16 protein-coding genes and 1 pseudogene are annotated in these 18662 nt (G+C 60.1%); 11 read left to right on the top strand and 6 right to left on the bottom strand.

Translation table 11 applies throughout. The features are described from left to right. Positions 1-61: 61 nt before the first annotated feature. The 3 genes from ABIB99_RS13900 to ABIB99_RS13890 are packed head-to-tail and all read right to left on the bottom strand — an operon-like array spanning position 62 to position 1800. Positions 62-307: a hypothetical protein gene (locus ABIB99_RS13900; protein WP_063629851.1), complete on the bottom strand. Its 246-nt coding sequence runs from the start codon at positions 305-307 to the stop codon at positions 62-64. Between the two features lie 20 nt (positions 308-327). Continuing rightward, entirely contained in the window at positions 328-699 is a 372-nt protein-coding gene (locus ABIB99_RS13895; protein ID WP_187387930.1) for a hypothetical protein, read from the bottom strand. Between the two features lie 57 nt (positions 700-756). After that, positions 757-1800 carry an NAD(P)-dependent alcohol dehydrogenase gene (locus tag ABIB99_RS13890; RefSeq protein ID WP_063981231.1) on the bottom strand — a complete coding sequence of 348 codons (1044 nt, stop codon included), beginning with the start codon at positions 1798-1800 and terminating at the stop codon, positions 757-759. Positions 1801-2136: 336 nt separating this feature from the next. Here ABIB99_RS13890 and ABIB99_RS13885 point away from each other — a divergent pair, with 336 nt between their 5' ends. From ABIB99_RS13885 to ABIB99_RS13845, 9 genes and pseudogenes are all read left to right on the top strand, one after another. Beyond that, the gene (locus ABIB99_RS13885) at positions 2137-4014 is read left to right on the top strand and encodes a sigma-54-dependent Fis family transcriptional regulator (protein WP_063986104.1); all 1878 of its coding nucleotides are present in this window, start codon (positions 2137-2139) and stop codon (positions 4012-4014) included. A gap of 99 nt (positions 4015-4113) precedes the next feature. After that, positions 4114-4536 (top strand): SseB family protein, encoded by a 423-nt coding sequence (locus tag ABIB99_RS13880; RefSeq protein ID WP_354176219.1) that lies wholly within the window; start codon positions 4114-4116, stop codon positions 4534-4536. A gap of 137 nt (positions 4537-4673) precedes the next feature. Continuing rightward, positions 4674-5274: pseudogene (locus ABIB99_RS13875) on the top strand (transposase); the annotation flags it as partial. A 286-nt stretch (positions 5275-5560) separates the two neighbouring features. Next, entirely contained in the window at positions 5561-6562 is a 1002-nt protein-coding gene (locus ABIB99_RS13870; protein ID WP_028150067.1) for an autoinducer 2 ABC transporter substrate-binding protein, read from the top strand. A 112-nt stretch (positions 6563-6674) separates the two neighbouring features. Further along, positions 6675-8159, top strand: a complete 1485-nt coding sequence (locus tag ABIB99_RS13865) for a sugar ABC transporter ATP-binding protein (RefSeq protein WP_063981229.1) — start codon at positions 6675-6677, stop codon at positions 8157-8159. Beyond that, positions 8152-9156 (top strand): ABC transporter permease, encoded by a 1005-nt coding sequence (locus ABIB99_RS13860; RefSeq protein ID WP_063986103.1) that lies wholly within the window; start codon positions 8152-8154, stop codon positions 9154-9156. Before ABIB99_RS13865 ends, ABIB99_RS13860 begins: the two co-directional genes overlap by 8 nt. After that, positions 9153-10160, top strand: coding sequence for an ABC transporter permease (locus tag ABIB99_RS13855; protein WP_063981228.1), 1008 nt, complete (start codon positions 9153-9155; stop codon positions 10158-10160). Before ABIB99_RS13860 ends, ABIB99_RS13855 begins: the two co-directional genes overlap by 4 nt. A 6-nt stretch (positions 10161-10166) precedes the next feature. Further along, positions 10167-11582: an acetate and sugar kinases/Hsc70/actin family protein gene (locus tag ABIB99_RS13850; protein ID WP_283017539.1), complete on the top strand. Its 1416-nt coding sequence runs from the start codon at positions 10167-10169 to the stop codon at positions 11580-11582. Further along, positions 11579-12292 carry a class II aldolase/adducin family protein gene (locus ABIB99_RS13845; protein WP_063981226.1) on the top strand — a complete coding sequence of 238 codons (714 nt, stop codon included), beginning with the start codon at positions 11579-11581 and terminating at the stop codon, positions 12290-12292. The genes ABIB99_RS13850 and ABIB99_RS13845 overlap by 4 nt, the downstream gene beginning before the upstream one ends. A gap of 90 nt (positions 12293-12382) precedes the next feature. Here the strand turns inward: ABIB99_RS13845 and ABIB99_RS13840 are convergent, their stop codons facing one another. Together ABIB99_RS13840 and ABIB99_RS13835 are read right to left on the bottom strand one after the other, a co-directional pair. Beyond that, complete coding sequence (locus ABIB99_RS13840; protein ID WP_167768162.1) at positions 12383-12559, bottom strand: hypothetical protein; 177 nt, start codon at positions 12557-12559, stop codon at positions 12383-12385. A 428-nt stretch (positions 12560-12987) separates the two neighbouring features. Beyond that, entirely contained in the window at positions 12988-13827 is an 840-nt protein-coding gene (locus ABIB99_RS13835) for a DUF1194 domain-containing protein (protein WP_354176217.1), read from the bottom strand. A gap of 114 nt (positions 13828-13941) precedes the next feature. Between ABIB99_RS13835 and ABIB99_RS13830 the strand changes: the two genes are divergently transcribed. Continuing rightward, positions 13942-14838: a hypothetical protein gene (locus tag ABIB99_RS13830; RefSeq protein WP_354176215.1), complete on the top strand. Its 897-nt coding sequence runs from the start codon at positions 13942-13944 to the stop codon at positions 14836-14838. 45 nt (positions 14839-14883) lie between these two features. Then, positions 14884-16515, top strand: a complete 1632-nt coding sequence (locus tag ABIB99_RS13825; protein ID WP_354176213.1) for a winged helix-turn-helix domain-containing tetratricopeptide repeat protein — start codon at positions 14884-14886, stop codon at positions 16513-16515. Positions 16516-17303: 788 nt separating this feature from the next. Here the strand turns inward: ABIB99_RS13825 and ABIB99_RS13820 are convergent. Further along, entirely contained in the window at positions 17304-17570 is a 267-nt protein-coding gene (locus tag ABIB99_RS13820) for a hypothetical protein (RefSeq protein ID WP_354176212.1), read from the bottom strand. Between the last annotated feature and the right edge of the window lie 1092 nt (positions 17571-18662).

Genomic DNA, 18662 nt, shown 5'->3' with positions numbered 1-18662 from the left:
CGCAAAACACACTTTAAGTCCGTTAAATGGATTGATTGATCTGCTGACTCGTCGTTTCGCGTCAGCCCGGTTTCTCGGCGCTGACGGTCTCGTCACCTCCGTTGGCTCGTTTGATGAGAGGTTTGCCTTCGGCAACGAATTTCGCCGAGAGGACCAACGCACCAGTAGCGAAATCCCTGCCGTGCGCGGCGATCATGGCCTCCGCGATCTCGGCCAGCTGAATGAAGAAGGCGTCTTTCGACCCGGCTTCCTCGCTCATGTCCGGTTGCGGAGACGGCATTTGTGCCTGTTGCTTTGATGCAATCATGGTTGCGTTGTTCCTGCTCATCATGCGTGCCCCGAACGTTGGTGGTCGCCGGACGAAGGACCGTTGTCGATCTCCAGCAGGGACGTGTCGAGCCATTCACGCTCGGCCACCAGGCGTCGATGCTCCTCCCGGAGCATCTCCAGGCGCGCGATCGCTCGCTCCAGTTCAGCATGCGCGTCGCTTCCGGCGTCGGCGCGCGCCGCGCTACGCACGGCGCACGCGAATTCGATTTCGGCTCCGCCGCGCGCGTACTCATTCTTGACTTGCATCTCGTTGTTATCGACCATCTCGTCGATCAGCCTGTCCCGGGCAATCATCCGATCGCGGGCGCGCTGCAATTCAGCGGCTTCCTCGGCGGTGATCGGTGGCCGGCATCGGCTGTCCTTTGTCACTCGCGCCACTCTCGTTCGATGATCTGGACCGAGGCTTTGCATGTCGCGGCACATGCCCTACGGGATCAGGACCGCACGGCCATGAATGCGTCCATGATGCAGATCATGAAGCGCGTCATTGGCCTGGCTCAGCCTGTATTCCTTGGTGTGGAGTTCGACGAGGCCGCGATCCGCGAGCGCCATCAGCTCCACCAGCTCGGCGTATGTGCCGACCAGGTTGCCGACGATGGTCTTTTCCGATGTGATCATGTCGATGGTCGGGATATCGATCTTCCCACCGTACCCGACGATGTAGTAGTAGCCGGCGTTCGCTGTCATCGACAGGCCCTTGGCGATAGCGTCACCCTCGCCAACAAAATCGATCACGGCCTCCGCGCCGCGCCCGTCGGTCAGCGCCAGCACCGCCTCGACTTCGTTGCCGTCTGCCTTCACGACATGATGTGCACCGCACTTCTTGGCGAGTTCGAGAGACTGTTCGGCGCGATCGACGACGATGATTTCCGCCGCGCAGAGCGCGGCGAGAACCTGGATGCCGATATGGCCCAGCCCACCGGCGCCGATCACCGCGACATATTCGCCGGGCAACAGATGACGGGATGCCTTCTTCGCGGCGCGATAAGCCGTCAGCCCGGCATCGGTGTAGGGAGCAACATCCTTCGGTGCGAGCGACTTCGGCAGCTTGATCAGGGAGCGCAGTCCCGTCAGCAGATACTGCGCATAGCCGCCATTGGCGTTGATGCCGGGAAACGAGCTGTCCAGCGCATGCATGTCGTCGCCGCGCCGGCACGCGAGACAATGCCCGCTGGTCACCAGCGGATGACAAATTACGCTGTCGCCAACCTTGATCCCTTCGACACCCGGGCCGATCGCTTCGACCCAACCGGCGTTCTCGTGGCCCATGATGTATGGAAGCTTGACGTCGACCTTGCTGCGCCAAATGCCCTCAACGATGTGCAGATCGGTGCGACAGACGCCGGCACCACCGATGCGCACGATCACGTCCATCGGGCGCGAGATCTTCGGGTCAGTTACGTCATCGAACTTGACGAACTCCTTGGCCGTCAGCTTCTCGTCGAACTCATGAAGCACCGCCGCTTTCATTAAACGCCTCCCCGGCAAAATTCTTATTCTGTCGATCTGACGCGATCGCCATCCCGCTGAACAGTTGAGCAAGGGCTGTGCCACGCGCACAACGGCCTGATCTTTCTATTGTTCTTGCGATCTCGGGAGTGCTCGCGCCGATCCGCCTCGGAGCAGATTTTGCGAGCGACTGTTCCGAGACGGAACAGTTCGACGGCTGCGACAGCGGGTGAGCAGAAATTTGGATTTTTGATTGTTTGATCTATGATCGTGAGAACCGCGCCACGCGCGAGAACGACCCGAACCGGGCTACGACCAAGAGGAAATCGCCAAGCCGCGACTCCCGGAGGAGCTATGATGCTGACCGCCAGCCGACGCATGGACAATGCTTGGATGACGCTCGATCAGCGCGGCGCGCCGCCGGCAGAGCTTCTATCGGCCGATATCTACGACAGCTGGATGCGCTGCATTTCGCTTGGTCTCGATACATTGCGCCCTCCTTCGCCCGAATTAGTGAGCGCCGCTGTTTTGCGCCAGGAGCAGCAGCGCTGTTCACTGATTCGCGGCTTGGCGCTAGCGGAGATGCACACGCTGCATCAGCAGATTGCCGGCTCCAATTTCATGATCGCCTTTGCAAATGCCGACGGCTTGCTGCTCGACATCATCTCGGACTCGAGCTTCAGTGATGCCTCGAACGCAGCGAGCATTCGGCCCGGCACTATCTGGACTGAAGCCATTTGCGGTACCAACGGCCTCGGCACCGCTGCGTATCTCAAGCGGGCTATCGTCGTTCACGGGGGCGAGCACTTTTTCTCGCGCTACAACAATCTTACTTGCATCGCGGCGCCAATCTTCGCGCCCGATGGCGAACTGGCCGGAATACTGGACGCGTCATCGGACTGCATGTCGAGGCAGGCGCATACCCAGGCGCTCGTCGTGATGGCGGCAACCCAGATCGAGAATGGTCTGTTCCGTGAACATCACCGCGGAAACATCCTGATCGCTTTCCATAACCGCGGCGAGTATCTGCATACGTTGAGCGCGGGCCTGCTGGCCGTCGACAACGAGGGCAGGATCCTTGCAGCCAACAGGGCCGCAAGCGTCCTGCTGCACGGTCTGCCAGCCTCACCGGGTCGTCGCTTCGCCGACGTCTTTCGTACGAAATTCAACGCCTTTGTCGATGAAGGCCGGCGCAAGGAACGCCAGCGCCTCGAGGACGAGGTCGGTAGCCAGTTCGTCGCAACAATCGAGAACGCGCGCCAGTTCTCGATGATGCAAGCCATCTCGCGGCCTCGGCCGTCGGCGCCCAAGGACGTCCTCACCCAGTTCGTCTCCGCCGATCCGGCGATCGCTTCCGTTGTCCAACGGGTGGGAGTCGCGGCGGTCCGCAAGATGCCGATCCTGATCCGTGGCGAAACCGGCACCGGCAAGGAGCAGCTCGCCCGCCATGCTCATACTGCCAGTGGACGGGCCGGCGCTTTCGTCCCGGTAAATTGCGCAGCGCTCCCTGACAGCCTGATCGAGGCGGAGCTGTTCGGCTATGCCGAAGGCGCTTTCACGGGAGCAAAAAAGGGCGGGGCGGCGGGACTGTTCAAGGAAGCGGACGGCGGAACGCTCTTCCTCGACGAGATCGGCGACATGCCGGTGACGTTGCAGGCCGTGCTGCTGCGCTTTCTGGACGATTGGACTGTCCGGCCGGTCGGTGGCACCAAACGTCAGGTCGACGTTCTCCTGGTGTCTGCCACCAATGCCAATCTCGACGACTCGATTGCGAAGGGCCGGTTCCGATCCGATTTGCTGTTTCGTCTCAACACGCTGGAGGTGACGTTACCGCCTTTGCGCGAGCGTTCCGATTTCGCCGAGATCGCACGCCATTTGATCCACAAGATCGATCCCTTGATGGATTTGACCGCAGGGGCGATCGATCGTTTGGCCGAACTCGATTGGGATGGAAACATCCGCGAACTGCGCAACGTGCTTTCCCGATTGTCGCTGGCCGAGCCCGGAGATCTGATCGACGAGACATCGGTCGAGTCCGTACTTGCACATTCAGGCGGCGAGCGCTTGACCGGCAAGGCGGTGGGTGGTGGGCTCAAGGCCAATCTGCATGAGATTCAGCGCTCGCATGTGCTGACCGCGTATGCGGAAACGGGCAACAACATCAGCAAGACCGCGCGCCGCCTGGGCGTGTCGCGCAATACGATCTATCGTGCCCTGCGCGGCAACAAGGATTAGCACAATCGTGGCGAAGGCTCTGCGGCTACCGCGCGATCTGCGCTGTAACTGGAGGCGTTGAAGTCCAGCCCCTCGTCGGGTTCAATTGGGAGTGTCGCCATGTTTGAACCGGAAAACAGTCTCGAAGCCCTGATGCAGGCTGCCGCAAGAGACACCAGCGTCGTTCCCGCGTTCTATCGCGCGTTGCTCGAGACGGAGATCTACATTCTGACGCCGGAAGCGCCGATGAAACCTGGACGCCGTCGCTCGCTCAAATTTCAGGAGGAGATCAACGTTGCAACGGTCGATTTCCAGAACATGAGATGGCACCCCACCTTCACCTCAAAGAGACGCATCTACGACTATATAAAGCAGCCTGAGGTGTGCCTTCGCGCCGCTGCGCGCAATCTGTTCGAAATGTTGCCTGACTCTAATTTCTGGCTCAATCCGTTGTCCGAATGTCAGAAGCCACTGCCCGCCGCCGAGATCGCTCTCCTCATGAGCGGCGAGATCTTTGACATGCCGATTAAGTCCGCGCGATAGGCGCAGACTTCCTGCCAGATGCTGTCGGCCAAGCGGAATTATTTCGAAAACGGCGCAGCGACATTAGTTCACTAGACCATCTGCCTGATTTCCTGAAGTGTGCCCGCAAAGGCTCGTGGCGAGCCGGGCGGATGGGAATTCGCCAGGCCGAGGTCGGAGCGGCGAGGACAATGATCGAATGAACAGAGGAGCGCTTTGGTCTCAAGCCGGAGCGGCTTGCCGGGGATACCGCTTACGGGGCTGCTCCGATGCTGAACTGGCTGGTCGAGGCGAAGGGCATCGCACCACATATCCCCGTGTTCGACAAGTCGAAGCGAGATGACGGTACCTTCTCGCGCAGCGACTTTCGATATGATCCGACCGGCGACGTCTACCACTGCCCCGGCCGGAAAGCGGCTCGGGACGAGCGGCACCGTGCACGGGGGCAAAACGCTTTTGTATCGTGCGAGCAAGCTCGACTGCGACGCATGCCCGCTTAAACCGCAGTGCTGTCCAAAAGAACCATCGCGCAGGATCCCCGCGCAACATACATGAGCACGCCCGGGACGTCGCCCGGTCGTTCGCTGGCACCGAGGGATTCGAGACGTCGCGACGTCAGCGCAAGAAGATCGAGATGCGGTTTGCGCATTTCAAGCGCATCCTGAGGCTTGGTCGGCTTCGGCTTCGTGGCCCACGGGCGCCCAGGACGAGTTTGTTCTTGCTGCAATCGCTCAAAATCTGAGGCGCCTCGCGCGTTAGGGTCGGCGGATCAAAGCCGGTCGGCCTTACCGAATGGCCGAAAGACATCCGTCGGTTACAGCCGACTTTTGCAACAAAATCGGCCATGCCCGGACATCGCCACAGGCGGGGCTAGCTGACACGTCGCTTGCTTGACACCTCTCGTAGCGTTGGTCTCTAATCCCCAGGCAAGTCCTGAGGCTGGAGGCGAAATTTTCGCCGCCAATCAAGAATAAGGCCAACTGCTCCGCCAGGCGAGTGCCGGGTAAAGGAGCAGAGGCCAAAAATAGCTTCCTGGGAGGGAACAATGGACAGACGCCAGACAATCAAAATGCTTGGTGGTGCGGCGGCGATCGCCGGTACCGGTTTTCCGGGGTTTGCTTTTGCGCAGGCTCAAAAGGAAATGGTCACGGTCGTGAAGATCGCCGGCATTCCGTGGTTCAACGCTCTTGAAAAGGGAATCCAGAAGGGCGCCAAGGACTTCAGCATCAATGCCACCATGGTTGGACCGGCGAACGTCGATCCGGCACAACAGGTAAAGCTGCTCGATGACCTGATCGCCAAAAAGGTCAACGTGATCGGCTTGGTGCCGCTGGACGTCAAAGTGTGCGAGCCGGTGCTCAAGCGCGCCCAGGCGGCCGGCATCAAAGTCATCACCCATGAGGGCCCCGAACAAGAAGGCCGTGACTGGAATGTCGAATTGATCGATTCCGTTCGCTTCGGTGAAGTGCAGATGGAGCGTCTCGCCAAGGACATGGGCGGCGAAGGCGATTACGTGGTTTATGTCGGGACGTTGACGACGCCGCTTCACAACAAATGGGCCGACGCCGCGATTGCCTATCAGCAGAAGAATTTCCCGAAAATGAAGCTCGTCGCCGACCGTTTCCCCGGCGCCGACGAGATCGATACCAGCCAGCGCACGACGCTTGACGTGATCAAGGCCTATCCGAACCTGCGCGGCATTCTCGGCTTCGGCTCGAATGGGCCGATCGGGGCCGGCAATGCGGTGCGTCAGCAACGCCTTGGCAAGAAGATCGCCGTGGTCGGCACGGTGCTGCCGAGCCAGGCGAAATCGCTCATCGCGGATGATACCATCCGCGAAGGTTTCCTGTGGAATCCCACCGATGCAGGTTACGCCATGGTTGCAGTTGCCAAGCTCGTGCTTGATGGCAAGCCAATCACGGATGGCGTCGATGTTCCCGGCCTCGGCAAGGCTGCGGTCGATGTGGCCGGCAAGCAGATCAAGGTCGACAAGATCATGCGGATCAACAAAGAAACCATCGACGGACTGATCGCCGGAGGACTCTAGAACTACACCGGTCCCAGCCGCCTCGTCGCGCTGCATTCCCTGCTTTCCGACCGGGAATGCGATCCTCGTCGAGGCGATCGCTTGACGAGCGGTCCCATTACAGGACGAAGCCTTGACGACTTTCCTGAAGATGTCCGGCATATCAAAACGTTTCGGCGGCGTGCATGCGCTTCGCGACGTCGATCTGACGCTGGAGGTCGGAGAGGTGCATTGCCTTGTCGGCGAAAACGGATCCGGCAAGTCCACGCTGATCAAGATCATTTCCGGCGTCGAGGCGCCGGAACCAGGAGGCCGGATCGTCATTTCCGGCAAGGAGTACCCAAAACTAAGCCCGGTCTACTCCACCCATTGCGGCATTCAGGTCATCTATCAGGATCTATCGCTATTCTCCAACCTCACCGTCGTCGAGAACATCGCCATGGCGCACCATCTTGGCGGCGTCCACACGGTGAACTGGTCCTCTATGCGGGCCATCGCCATGGCCACAATGGCGAAGGTCGGCGTTGAGGTCGATCCAGAAACAAAAGTCTCCGAACTCAGCATTGCCGGACGCCAGCTGGTCGCGATCTGCCGGGCCTTGGCGGCGGATGCCAAACTTCTCATCATGGATGAGCCGACGGCGTCGCTGACCCGCCACGAGGTCAACACCTTGATCAAGCTCGTCAGCGACCTGAAAAGAAGCGGTATCTGCGTCGTATTCGTGAGCCATCGCCTCGACGAGGTGCTTGAGATTGCCGAACGCGTGACGGTGTTGCGGGACGGCGCCAAGGTAGGCACCTTTGCCGCAGCGACCATCAACGGCAGCAAACTCAGTCACCTGATGACCGGGAAGGCTTTCGAGTATCAGAAACAGGTGCCCGACCTTGCCGTGGGTGCGGTTGTTCTCGAGGTCCAGGGGCTTGGCCGCGATGGTGACTACGACGATGTGAGCTTGCAATTACGCGCCGGAGAAGTCGTGGGCCTTACCGGATTGCTTGGATCGGGCCGAACCGAGCTCGCACTGTCGCTGTTCGGCATGAACCCACCCGATCGAGGCACCATGGCGCTTGACGGCCACCGCATCGCGCTGAACACGAATGCAGACGCGATCCGTCGAGGCATCGCCTACGTATCTGAAGACAGGCTTACGCTTGGCCTCATCCTTGACCAGTCGATCACGTCGAACGTCACGCTGACTGTGTTGGAACGTCTCGCCGGCGCGTTCGGCCTGATTGGCGCACGCGCGCGGCAAAGCCATGTTGCGCGATGGGTCGCCGAACTCGGAATCAAGGTCTCTGATCCCAACAACCCGGTCAAGACGCTCTCCGGCGGCAATCAGCAGCGGATCGTGCTCGCCAAATGGATGGCGACCAACCCACGAGTGCTTATCCTTGATAGCCCAACGGTCGGTGTCGACATCCGCGCTAAGGATGGGATTTATGAGATCATCCGGCGGCTGGCCCGCGAGGGCGTCGCAGTGCTGATGATATCAGACGAAATCCCCGAGGTGCTTTATCACAGCCATCGCGTGCTGGTGATGCGCGAAGGGCGTTTGACTACTGACGTGATGGCCGCAGACACCTCCGAAGATGCGCTTCGGCAGGCAGTCAATGCCTGAATCGCGGTTTGCTTCATTTGGCAGGTTTCGGCGCAGCCATGAGTTCTGGCTGTTGATCGTGATCCTCGTGCTCTGCGTCAGCCTGGGCGCGGCGAACGGCCAGTTCCTGACCATGCAGAATCTGTTCGACCTGCTGACCTCCTACGCATTCGTAGGCATCCTCGCCCTCGGGCTGCTCGTGGTGCTGATCGCCGGCGGAATCGACATCTCCTTCACGGCGACGGCATCGGTGGCGCAATATGTCACGCTTACGGTGGCGAACGCATACGGCGCGAACTGGATCTGCGTTTTTGCGATCGCGATCGGCATTGGCGGTGCGCTCGGCGCCCTCAACGCGATCTTCATCCAGAAGCTTCGGATACCATCAATCATCGTGTCCGTCGCAACGTTGAACATTTTCTATGGGCTGCTGATTTTCTTCACGGGCGGTAAATATATCTATTCGTTACCCGACTGGTTCGCGACCGGGATATTCTGGTTCGAGTTCGATTGGGGCAAAGATACGTCCTACGGCGTCAACCTGCAGATCCTCGCGCTCGGGTTCTCATTTCTCTTCACCTGGCTCCTGCTCAATCGTAGCAATATCGGTCGTCAAATCTACGCCATGGGGGGCAATACCGATGCCGCGCAGCGACTCGGCTTCCATGTCTTCGGCCTCAACATGCTGGTCTATTGCTACATGGGGGTCATGGCCGGTATCGCCTCACTGGTCCAGGCGCAGCTTGCACAGTCCGTCGCTCCGACGGTGCTGGTGGGCAAGGAGCTCGATGTGGTTGCGGCCGTCGTGCTCGGCGGCGCCAGCCTGATGGGCGGCGTCGGCACCGTTCTCGGCACGTTTCTGGGGTTGGCACTGCTCGCCATCCTGCAGAATGGAATCATTTTGCTTGGCGTTTCGTCCTACTGGTCGCCATTTTTTGTCGGGTTGGTCATTCTGATCTCGGTCTCGGCAACAGCCTGGTCGCAGCGAGAACGGCGGACCCGGAGCGCGCGGCCATGAGAAATGAGTCCACCCTCGCCCTTCGCGGACGCCTGATCCGTTTTGCCGGCAGCGGGACGATCGCAACCCTGATGCTGTTGTTGGTCGCGCTCTGGTTGGTGTTCGCCATTACCATCGGCGACCGGTTTTTCTCCGTCAACACGCTGCAATCGATGGCCTTCCAGATGCCGGAGCTCGGCATCCTTTCGCTTGCGATGATGCTGGCCTTGTTATCTGGAGGCCTCAACCTTTCCATCATCGCCACCGCTAATCTCTCTGGACTGACCATTGCCTTCCTGCTGACGCACTACATTCCGGGCACTCAGGGCATTGCCTGGGTCGGCGTACAGGTGCTGGCGATTGCGGCAGGGTTTGCCGTCGCGGCACTGGTCGGCCTTGTCAACGGATTTGTCATCGCCTATCTCGGCGTTTCGCCGATCCTCGCAACCCTCGGCACCATGACACTCTGCAAGGGACTCGCGATCGGCCTGACGCGCGGCAATGTCATCTCCGGATTTCCGGAGCCCATTGTTTTCATCGGCAATGGAACGGTTCTCGGGGTGCCTTTTGCCCTGATCGTGCTGGCGCTCTGTGCGTTGCCGGTCGCGCTCATGCTAAACGCAACGCCCTTCGGGGCAAGGGTTTACATGATCGGCTCGAACGAGAAGGCAACCCGCTACTCCGGCGTCGATACCCGCGCCGTCCTGCTCAAGCTATATGTCCTCTCGAGCCTGCTCGCCGGTGTCGCAGCGGTCGTCATGCTGGCACGTTTCAATTCAGCCAACGCGGCATATGGCGAGAGCTATCTGCTCGTCACCATTCTTGCAGCAGTGCTCGGTGGCGTCGATCCATTTGGCGGCTTTGGCAAGGTCGGCGGATTGCTGCTTGCGCTGATAATCCTTCAGGTGATCTCCTCGGCGTTCAACCTTCTCAATCTCAGCCAGTTCCTCACTCTGGCGATCTGGGGGGGCATCCTGATTGCCGTTGCTGCGGTTCCCCATCTGGGCGGCAAAGCGCCCCGGTAGACAACGATGACAAGATCGGAAGCCTCTCCCCGGATCGCGGTTCTCGACATTGGCAAGACGAATCTGAAACTGCTGGTCGCGAGTGAGGACGGCTGGCCGCTCGAAGCACTTTCGATCCCGAATGTGCCGACCACGGCAGGACCATACCTCGCCTATGATCTTGCCGGGCTGGAAGAGTGGTTCCTCGACACTTTGGCCGTGGTGACGCAACGCCACACCATCGGCGCGGTGATCGCGACCGCGCATGGGTGTGGCGCCGTTCTTGTCGAAGGTGACGAGCCAGTGCTGCCGATGATGGACTATGATGCGGTCTCGCCGCCTGAGATCGACCAGACCTACGCCCGGATTGCGCCTGCCTATGATGAAGTGTTTTGCGGTATCAGCGGCGCGATGCGGCTCGGCAAGCAATTGCTCTGGCAGGAAAGCGCATATCCCACCGAATTCGCCCGCGCGAAAACCTATCTTACGACTGCGCAGTATTTCGCCTTGCGGCTCGGCGGGTGTGCTGCAAGTGAAATTTCACAGCTCGCGGCTCAGAGCCATATCTGGGACCTTTTCCACCATCAGCCTTCCTCCCTGATGCGCAAGCGCGGCTGGGACCGTCTTCTGCCGGAGCGGGCATCCGCCGGTGCGGTGCTAGGGAGGATTTCGGAGGCCGTAGCCAAGCGTACCGGCCTGGCGCGCTCGACCGAAATCCTCTGCGGCGTGCATGATTCCAACGCCAACCTGTTCCGCTACAAGGCCGCCGGCATGGCCGATACCTCGATCCTATCAACAGGCACCTGGATGATCGGCTTTCAGCGCGGCCTCGCGCTAGACAAGCTCGACGCCACACGCGGCATGGTGCTCAATATCGATGTCGACGGTGAGAACGTACCCTCCACGCTGATCGCGACAGGCCGCGAATACGACTTGATCAGCAGAGACCACGACGCTTCTGATGCAGCCGTCCTCACCGCATTGCCGAGTCTACTGGCCCTTGGAACCCTGGCACTCCCCTCCTTCGTTGGGGATGATGGACTGTTCCCCGGTGCAGCTCACCGCGGACGCATTATCGGACCGCGGCCCGAGACGCCAGCCGAATGGCAGGGGTTGGCAGTCCTCTACGCCGCATTCAGCGCAAACCGCTGTCTAGATGCGCTTGGCAGCTCGAAACACATCGTCATCGACGGTGGCTTCGCCGCCAACCTGCCCTTCGCGCGCGCTCTGGCCGCGTTGCGGCCATCGCAGAGCGTCTCCGTGAGCCAATCTCGGGATGGAACGGCGCTCGGCGCGGCGCTGCTGTGGCGGAGATTTTCGCGTACGATTCCGGTTTCGAGCGTGGTGCTTGAAGCTGTCACGCCGCTCGGCGAGGATGAGTGCAAACGCACCCTTTCCGCCGCCTATCAATCCTGGATTTCTTTTTCGGAGCACCCATCATGACAGACCGCAATCATGCCGATCTCCGCCAGGGCATCGTCGATACCTGCAAGGAGATGAACCGAAACGGTCTCAACCAAGGGACTTCCGGCAATCTTTCGCACCGGATTCCAAACGGCATGCTAATCACACCGACAAGCTTGCCCTACGAGCGCATGCGGTCAGAAGACATTGTCGCGATGGATTTTGCCGCGAATTACCAGGGCAACCATCGCCCTTCTTCAGAATGGCGTTTTCATCGCGATATTCTGCGAGCGCGGGCCGACATAAACGTCGTGCTTCATACGCATTCCACCTTCAGCACCATTCTCGCCGTGCACGAGCGTGGCATTCCCTGCTTCCACTACATGGTCGCGGTAGCCGGTGGCAACGATATCCGTTGTTCGCCTTATGCCTGCTTCGGCACACAAGCGCTGTCGGATTATGCCGTCGATGCGCTCGAAGGACGAAATGCCTGCTTGCTCGGCCATCATGGCTTGATCATAACGGCGCAGACATTTGAAAAGGCGCTTTGGCTTGCCGTGGAGGTGGAGACCCTGGCGAAGATGTATGTCCACGCGCTGGCGATCGGCGAACCTCCGCGCCTCAGCGAGACCGAAATGGCACAGGTCCACGAACAGATGAAACGCATGGGCTACGGCCAGGCGCCCGATCTTGACGACGTCGGTGATGTTCCACGCGCCATGCCTCAGTCGAAACTGGCGCCACATTGACTCAGAGTGTCGTTGAACGCGGCTAGTCTTCTCTTCGCTAAGGAAACTTGCAAGCAACTCTACCAGCCGCTGGTGATCAATCGAAAATTGTCAGACAGCGTGCCAATATCCCTTGTGAATATCGAACTTCACGGCGCCGTCGTCACGCATCTTCAACAAGAGCGATTGGCAATCGTCCTCATGCTTTATGTTCACGCGCTTCATGATTTCGAAAACCTTCAGAGGCTTTTCGCCAAGGGCAATCAGAATCTTGTCTCGATCAGTCATTGGGGCTCCTTGTATCGGCATCGGCGACGGTACGCGCTGTGCAGATCGTCTGCAACGGCCGCGTTCGCTTGACGAGGTCCGTTCCGGGTCACCAGGCCCGAAGCTGCCGCGCCAATACAACAGCACGGAGCGAGCTTCGCTACCCCCAGCGCGACGACCACACCGGATACGTGCTCTTTTCGTTCGTGCACAGCCCGCGAGGGTGTTAGGCAAGCTCGCCTGCTGATGAGTGGGGGGGGACAGCATCCACGATCCTTGCCTTTCCGGCCGACGGAAGCAGTTTCCGCATTTGATGATGAAGTCGGACATCTCCGGTAAAGCAGAAGTCAGCCATAACGCCAATTATGTCGGCTGAGGGCCGTGAGCAGACGTACTACGCTCGTTCAACGCGGATCGAACTGTGCGCCTTCCAAAAGGTACCGAAGCGCTCACCACCGGCTTCGTTTCGCCCATATTGCCTCACCAATGAGGCAGGATATTCGCGGCTCCCTTTCGGTCACCGAAACGATCCGGTCCCGGGGCACGCCGCCGGCAACCTCGAGCACGAGCTTTGTTCGGATCGCCTCCTTGAACCCGTCACGGCTTCTGATCGTCACCATAAATGAGCCGGCCCCGCCAATCACACAATCCTCGTAATAGAGATCGAGGTCGTCGATGTCCATTTGCGACGAAAGTCTTCCTTCGAGCATGATCGGCAATCCGTTGATGGTAATGCCCCTTGCCAGCGCCGCATCACGTGCGATGGTAACTGGGCTTCCGTCGTTGTTCACGCCATCGCCGGAAACGTCGATCACACGCCGCAGTCCACGATACGGATCCGCATCGAACAGCGGCAATGCGAAATTTATCGCGCCAGAGATCGAGGTGCGTGAGCCCATGCGAACCGGCGCTTTCGCGATTTCCGCCGCCACCGCAGCTGCAGATTCGCGGCTGTCGATCAATCTCCACGGCACGATGATTTTCTGATCGCTCGGTCCAGACCATTCCACATAGACCAGGGCCAACCTTCGGTTCCGCCCGGCCTTGATCGCCTGGAGAAATTCGTTGGAAACGATGGCCTCCGCGTAACCCTCGCGCTGAAGCAAAAGCTCGCCAGGATCCATTGAATAGGAGACATCAACAGCAAGAACGAGTTCGACATCGACCGATGGCTGCTCGCTGCCGGCAACCACTCGGTACCCCGAATTGAGGGCGGCCGTGTTGGCGACTTCACCTCCGGCGATCACTCCAGCGATCAATGCCGCTGCGATGGAGACACGATGAATCATGGTGGCCTCGCTGCTGGTTCCTCTTCATGGTGGCAGAAACGCCGCTGCCTGATCGATCGGTCCAGTGCCGGGTGCGGATTGATGCGAGCGCGCGAAGACGAACCGAGATGTCACATGTACTTCGGAGGCGGCTCTGCCGTCCTGGCCGATGAGGATCAATCCGGCGCCGCCATTTGCTACATTCAGAACAATCGGCTCGCCACTCCACGTCTTGATTGGCTCCATTCCGATGATGAAAAATTCACCGATAGGCTGGTCAAGATATTGGATGCGCAATTGCGGGCCGACTTCGGCTGCCGGGAGTTCGAAGCCGAGCTGTCGAGCACGCGCGTAAACATCAGCCAAGGTCACAGTATCGGACGTGAATCCAAGCTGGGCTGGCGATACGAGGACAAGCTCCACGTCTGTCATGCGAGAGCCAAGGATGAATGTCGGTCGAGCAAGTATTTCAGCAGCCTGCCCCCCGATACCGCAGCCCATGCCGTTCAGCTTATTGCGCAGTCCAAGCGGATCAGCGAAGGTACCAATGGTAATGGTCTTCCATGTCGCCACATCGCGGCCGGACTGAATGAGTTGCGGGGACACTTCGGCGGGGCGCGTCTTGAGTTTCAGCTGGTTTTGCAAGACATCGCGAGCCGTGCATTGAGCCCGCGCTGGATTGGTTGCGAACTGAACGATGCAGGCCGCGCACAGTATCGACACAATGAAGTAACGGCTGCCCCGGCGCGCGCGCGAATGACGGTCGGCTCCGCCGCAACGCGCCCTTCCCGCTGTGATAGCTATCGAAAATCTCTTCCGCATTTGCAATCTCGCGAGAAGAAAGAGACCACCGTCTGGCACTGGACACACTGTGCGCCCTGTGAGCGCGGTGCAGCTTTCTCGGTATCGCGTTATTCGGTTACCGCGGGCTCAGGGCAGCGGCTCTCCGGTTGTCAACGTAGTGCAGGTCTGCGGGAAAACCGTACGAAAAGGCACGATAAAGGACGAAATCGGGCTCTGCCGCTGCCTTGAGACGCACTTTCCGGTCCGCTAAGATCAATGGCGGGAGGTGTGCGCATGACCTGCCTGCGGCTGAACGGATACACGCTCAATTTGGATCAGGCGCAGTTATTTGACCTGCACGGCCAGGCCGTTGAGCTGCGGCCTCAGGCTCTGGCAGTGTTGCTTGAATTGGGGCGCCGTCCCGGAGAGCTGGTTACAAAACTCGATCTCGGTGCGCGAGTGTGGCCGGGCGTTTCGGTCACCGACGACTCGCTCGTGCAATGCGTGGTCGAGATCCGGCGCGCGCTCGGTGACAGCCGGCAGCAAGTCGTGCGAACGATGCCACGACGTGGTTACCTTCTGATCGTTGACGCGGCCGACACGGCGCCGCGCGATGTGCGAAGATTCTATCGCCTGGCCGCCGCCCTTGCGATGGTGGCAGTCGCGATCGTGGCGGTCTGGCAACTTCTACTGCTCGGCGCCGGCTCCGGGCCCCCCAAGGTACACAACAGGATGGTGGCCGATGTTGCAGTTCTACCCCTGCGCGTACTTAACACCTCTCAGGAAGGCAGTCCGGACGGCAACGGATTAGCCTACATGATTGCCTCCGAACTTGCGCGCAACCCCGACCTGCACATCGTCTCAACCCTCGCCACAGCCGAGCTTAGCGGCAAGAACCTGTCGCCGGCCCAGATCGCCGCGATGACCCGCGCTCGCTACCTTGTGGATGGCAGCGCAGAGAGACGCGGCGACCGGCTGCAGCTCCACGTGCAATTGATCGATTCCGGCAACAACCGCATCGTCTGGAGCGGCCGGTTCGAGCCCACTGCGCAGGACCTGCCCGACGTTACTGAAACGTTGATCTCTCGGATCAGCGCCTCGCTTGGAGCAACCGTGCGCGAGTCGGACCGGGCGGCGTTACGGAGCCGCGCGCCGGCCTCGCTTGATGTGCATGCGCGCGTGCTGCGCACGCTTGCGCTGACCATGGCACCAAGTTCCGAGAGCCTCCGCCAAGCGCGGCAGGAACTCGAACTGGCGGTCCGCCTTGATCCGAACTACGCGCCCGCGTGGACGGGACTCGGACTGGTGAAGAAGATGCTGATTTTTCGCCATCACGATCCCGGGCTCAGTCGTCAGGACTTGCCGCAGGCGATCGCCGACGTCAGGCGCGCGATTGCGCTGGACCCGCTGCGTGCCAGTTCGTGGCGAGTGCTGTCCTTAGTAACCGACGCAGGTCAGGACCCTGAGTCAGCGGTGAGCGCGGCCGAGCGGGCGATCGAGCTCGGCCCTGGCGATCCGGACAACTGGGTCGTCCTTGCCGGTGCATTGCACTATGCCGGTCGAACCCAGGCAGCGATTGAAGCCTTCGAGAAGGCGATCTCCTGGAACCCGGTACGCCCAGCACACTACGCGCTCTACGGGGCAAGGCTGCGCTATTCCGTGCAGGATTACGAGGATGCGCTGCGTTTCGCCCGCGAATGTATGGATCGAACACCTGCGATAGGTGTCTGCAAGGCGGTCTGGCTATCGTCGCTTATTCGTACCGGCCATGCCGCCGACGCGGAGGCGGCGTGGCCCGCTTTGGTCGCGGCCGCACCCTCTTTGCAGACGTACCGGATGACGCCGCGGAATACGCCGATGGCTCTGGCGGTTGATGAGGACCTCGACAGACTTCGCAAGAGCAACACCTCGGCAATGGCCCAGTAAAGCTTCAGGCGCGTGAACCTGATGTGATCATTCCAAGTTGGCCTTTTTCGGCGCAGAAGCGGCTTCGAGGCTGTTCCGGATGGAGTGATCCGCGTCGCTTCGCCGTTTGAGGCCGGTGTCAGCTCGTTCTAAGGGCCGCCAACAGGCGACGTCCAGAAGCTACCAACTGAAGTGGGCTTTATTCAACTGTCTCTCTTCAATTTCGACATGACATCATCTCCGCCCGTGAGAACGTATCGAAGCGCGTACCCGATCAGCCAAGACGCCGCCGCTAGGCCCAGGCCAACCATTGCTAGATAGATGTTGATTCGATCCCAGGCGAAGCCAGCCGCAATAAGCGTCATCCATGCTTGCGCTACCGCCCAGAAAAACCTCTAGAGGACATCCCCAAGTGTAGTTGCCAAAATCACCTCCTGCAGGAGTATGAGTCCGAAGCAGTCTTCATTTTGTGGCGGCTTTCTTTCGGCGAGGTCGGCTTAGGCTCCGCCATTCGCGTACACTCTAGCTAAAGGTAAACTCGCTAAATTGTAGTATCAGACAAAGTTCAATTTCCTCGTTTGCGGTTCGGACACGGATCGACTTCCTGCTCGCCGAGAGGTCAGGAAAGTATTCGTTGCCGAAAACCGTGCCGCCGCTCGCCGGCACCGGCCTGCCGCAGGTGCATGCCGCGCCTGCGCGCGCCCAGGTGCTCTTGGCGGCCGAGGGGATGCGACGCACATCGCGCGCTGCTCGAACTGTGGCTGGACGATGCGGTAGCCTGATGAGGCATTCGCGAATTTGTGTGCGTGTCAGTCGCGGAGATCGCCATCAATATCTGGACTCTCCGGTTCCACGCGCCATAATGAGGCGATGGACGGGATATCCAAAACCTTAAATTGTGCGCGTTGCGGCAAGTAGCCGCTGGTCCTGATAGCGCGACCGGATGGCAAGGGCCCACTCCGGCCGACATGCTTGCATTGCGAGGAAGCCGATCCGATCACGTCGCCCGAGGTCGCCAGGTGGTTTGCTGGGGAATTGCAGCCGCCGAAGGGATAAGCCGTGACGATCGCTGCCATGGCCGTGACTGCCGCATAGTGCCGAGAGATGCTCGGGGACGACCGTCGTTGGCCTCAATTGTGTCGACAAATTACGGTACTGATTCGCCAGTGAGCCAGCGTCTCGCAATCGGTTGGTCCTTTGGCCTCTGAACTCACAAGTCACCGACGCGAGTGGCGTGCAATGGGGCCCGGCCCAGCCGGGCCTTTTGTCCTTTGTGAATTATGTGCACTCACTGCACCCTGGGCCCACCGCGCCGCATCGCGACCGAGGACCCTCGTTGGCGCGAACTCACAAATATTCGGCCTGAACTGCCAAGATACAAACTGCCCTTTTTACTATGGCGACCCAGTTGGCCCAACGCACGGGGTGCACTTCGACCGGGGATCGATGACCAATGCGCGTCTTTTTTAGTTGCTTGTTTTGCGGGACGCTTCACAGCGCTATCCAAATAAGGCGGCCGGTCGTGGCAAGCGGGCGCTTCGATTGCAAAGCGTGCGGGCAGACACTGCATCGATGGTGGGCCGTATACGACTTTACAGATTGGAAGGGGCCGCTCGACCAGTAGCGGGCGCGGCCAATCCGGGTCGCCGCACCTTGCCGGCCCCGCCCAAATGCGCCTATGCCCGTCCTCACCCGCCGGCGCGATCCGCACCGCAGCGATTGCTGGCACATCCACTTTGACGACATCACGTCGGCAGCATAGCAAAAGCCGTCGGAAACCCCAGATTCGTCCGAGGTTTGGCAATGGCAGTGCGGCTTCTATCCCGGCTCGAAGCCCGGCGAGCACCGCAAAGGCTCGGCGCCGTCGTTCGAGGCGGCTCCCGCGCGGCGTTCGAGGTGGCATGGAGCGAATATCTGCCCAAGAGCACAGAGGCCAATTTCCAGGCCTCGCGCGTTCATGAGGCGTGGACTCGCGAGAAATACGCGCGCTTTGATTGCGGCGAACGGATACCGTCGGACTGCCGTCAGCATGGCTGAATGCGATGGTTGCTTACGCCGCTTTGACACTCGGATCGTCTCCCTCCGGCGAGGGCCGCCTTGTTGGATTAGTCCAATTGGTGCGTAACAGTCCTTATGGACAGCCATAAGCGCAGTACTCAGCTTGAACG

Origin of the sequence: Bradyrhizobium sp. LA6.1, from assembly GCF_040547805.1 — a bacterium.
Lineage (GTDB): Bacteria > Pseudomonadota > Alphaproteobacteria > Rhizobiales > Xanthobacteraceae > Bradyrhizobium > Bradyrhizobium barranii.
The sequence above is the reverse complement of the archived record's forward strand: the minus strand, read 5'-3'. Positions and strand labels throughout refer to the sequence as shown.

What these genes read in the sequence shown, in the direction of transcription:
- ABIB99_RS13860 (WP_063986103.1), top strand. Translation starts at nt 8,152, where the DNA reads ATGCCTGAATCGCGGTTTGCTTCATTTGGCAGGTTTCGGCGCAGCCAT.
- ABIB99_RS13885 (WP_063986104.1), top strand. Translation starts at nt 2,137, where the DNA reads ATGCTGACCGCCAGCCGACGCATGGACAATGCTTGGATGACGCTCGAT.
- ABIB99_RS13850 (WP_283017539.1), top strand. Translation starts at nt 10,167, where the DNA reads ATGACAAGATCGGAAGCCTCTCCCCGGATCGCGGTTCTCGACATTGGC.
- ABIB99_RS13900 (WP_063629851.1), bottom strand. Translation starts at nt 307, where the DNA reads ATGATTGCATCAAAGCAACAGGCACAAATGCCGTCTCCGCAACCGGAC.
- ABIB99_RS13835 (WP_354176217.1), bottom strand. Translation starts at nt 13,827, where the DNA reads ATGATTCATCGTGTCTCCATCGCAGCGGCATTGATCGCTGGAGTGATC.
- ABIB99_RS13830 (WP_354176215.1), top strand. Translation starts at nt 13,942, where the DNA reads ATGTACTTCGGAGGCGGCTCTGCCGTCCTGGCCGATGAGGATCAATCC.
- ABIB99_RS13855 (WP_063981228.1), top strand. Translation starts at nt 9,153, where the DNA reads ATGAGAAATGAGTCCACCCTCGCCCTTCGCGGACGCCTGATCCGTTTT.
- ABIB99_RS13880 (WP_354176219.1), top strand. Translation starts at nt 4,114, where the DNA reads ATGTTTGAACCGGAAAACAGTCTCGAAGCCCTGATGCAGGCTGCCGCA.
- ABIB99_RS13870 (WP_028150067.1), top strand. Translation starts at nt 5,561, where the DNA reads ATGGACAGACGCCAGACAATCAAAATGCTTGGTGGTGCGGCGGCGATC.
- ABIB99_RS13840 (WP_167768162.1), bottom strand. Translation starts at nt 12,559, where the DNA reads ATGACTGATCGAGACAAGATTCTGATTGCCCTTGGCGAAAAGCCTCTG.
- ABIB99_RS13820 (WP_354176212.1), bottom strand. Translation starts at nt 17,570, where the DNA reads ATGGCAGCGATCGTCACGGCTTATCCCTTCGGCGGCTGCAATTCCCCA.
- ABIB99_RS13845 (WP_063981226.1), top strand. Translation starts at nt 11,579, where the DNA reads ATGACAGACCGCAATCATGCCGATCTCCGCCAGGGCATCGTCGATACC.
- ABIB99_RS13890 (WP_063981231.1), bottom strand. Translation starts at nt 1,800, where the DNA reads ATGAAAGCGGCGGTGCTTCATGAGTTCGACGAGAAGCTGACGGCCAAG.
- ABIB99_RS13825 (WP_354176213.1), top strand. Translation starts at nt 14,884, where the DNA reads ATGACCTGCCTGCGGCTGAACGGATACACGCTCAATTTGGATCAGGCG.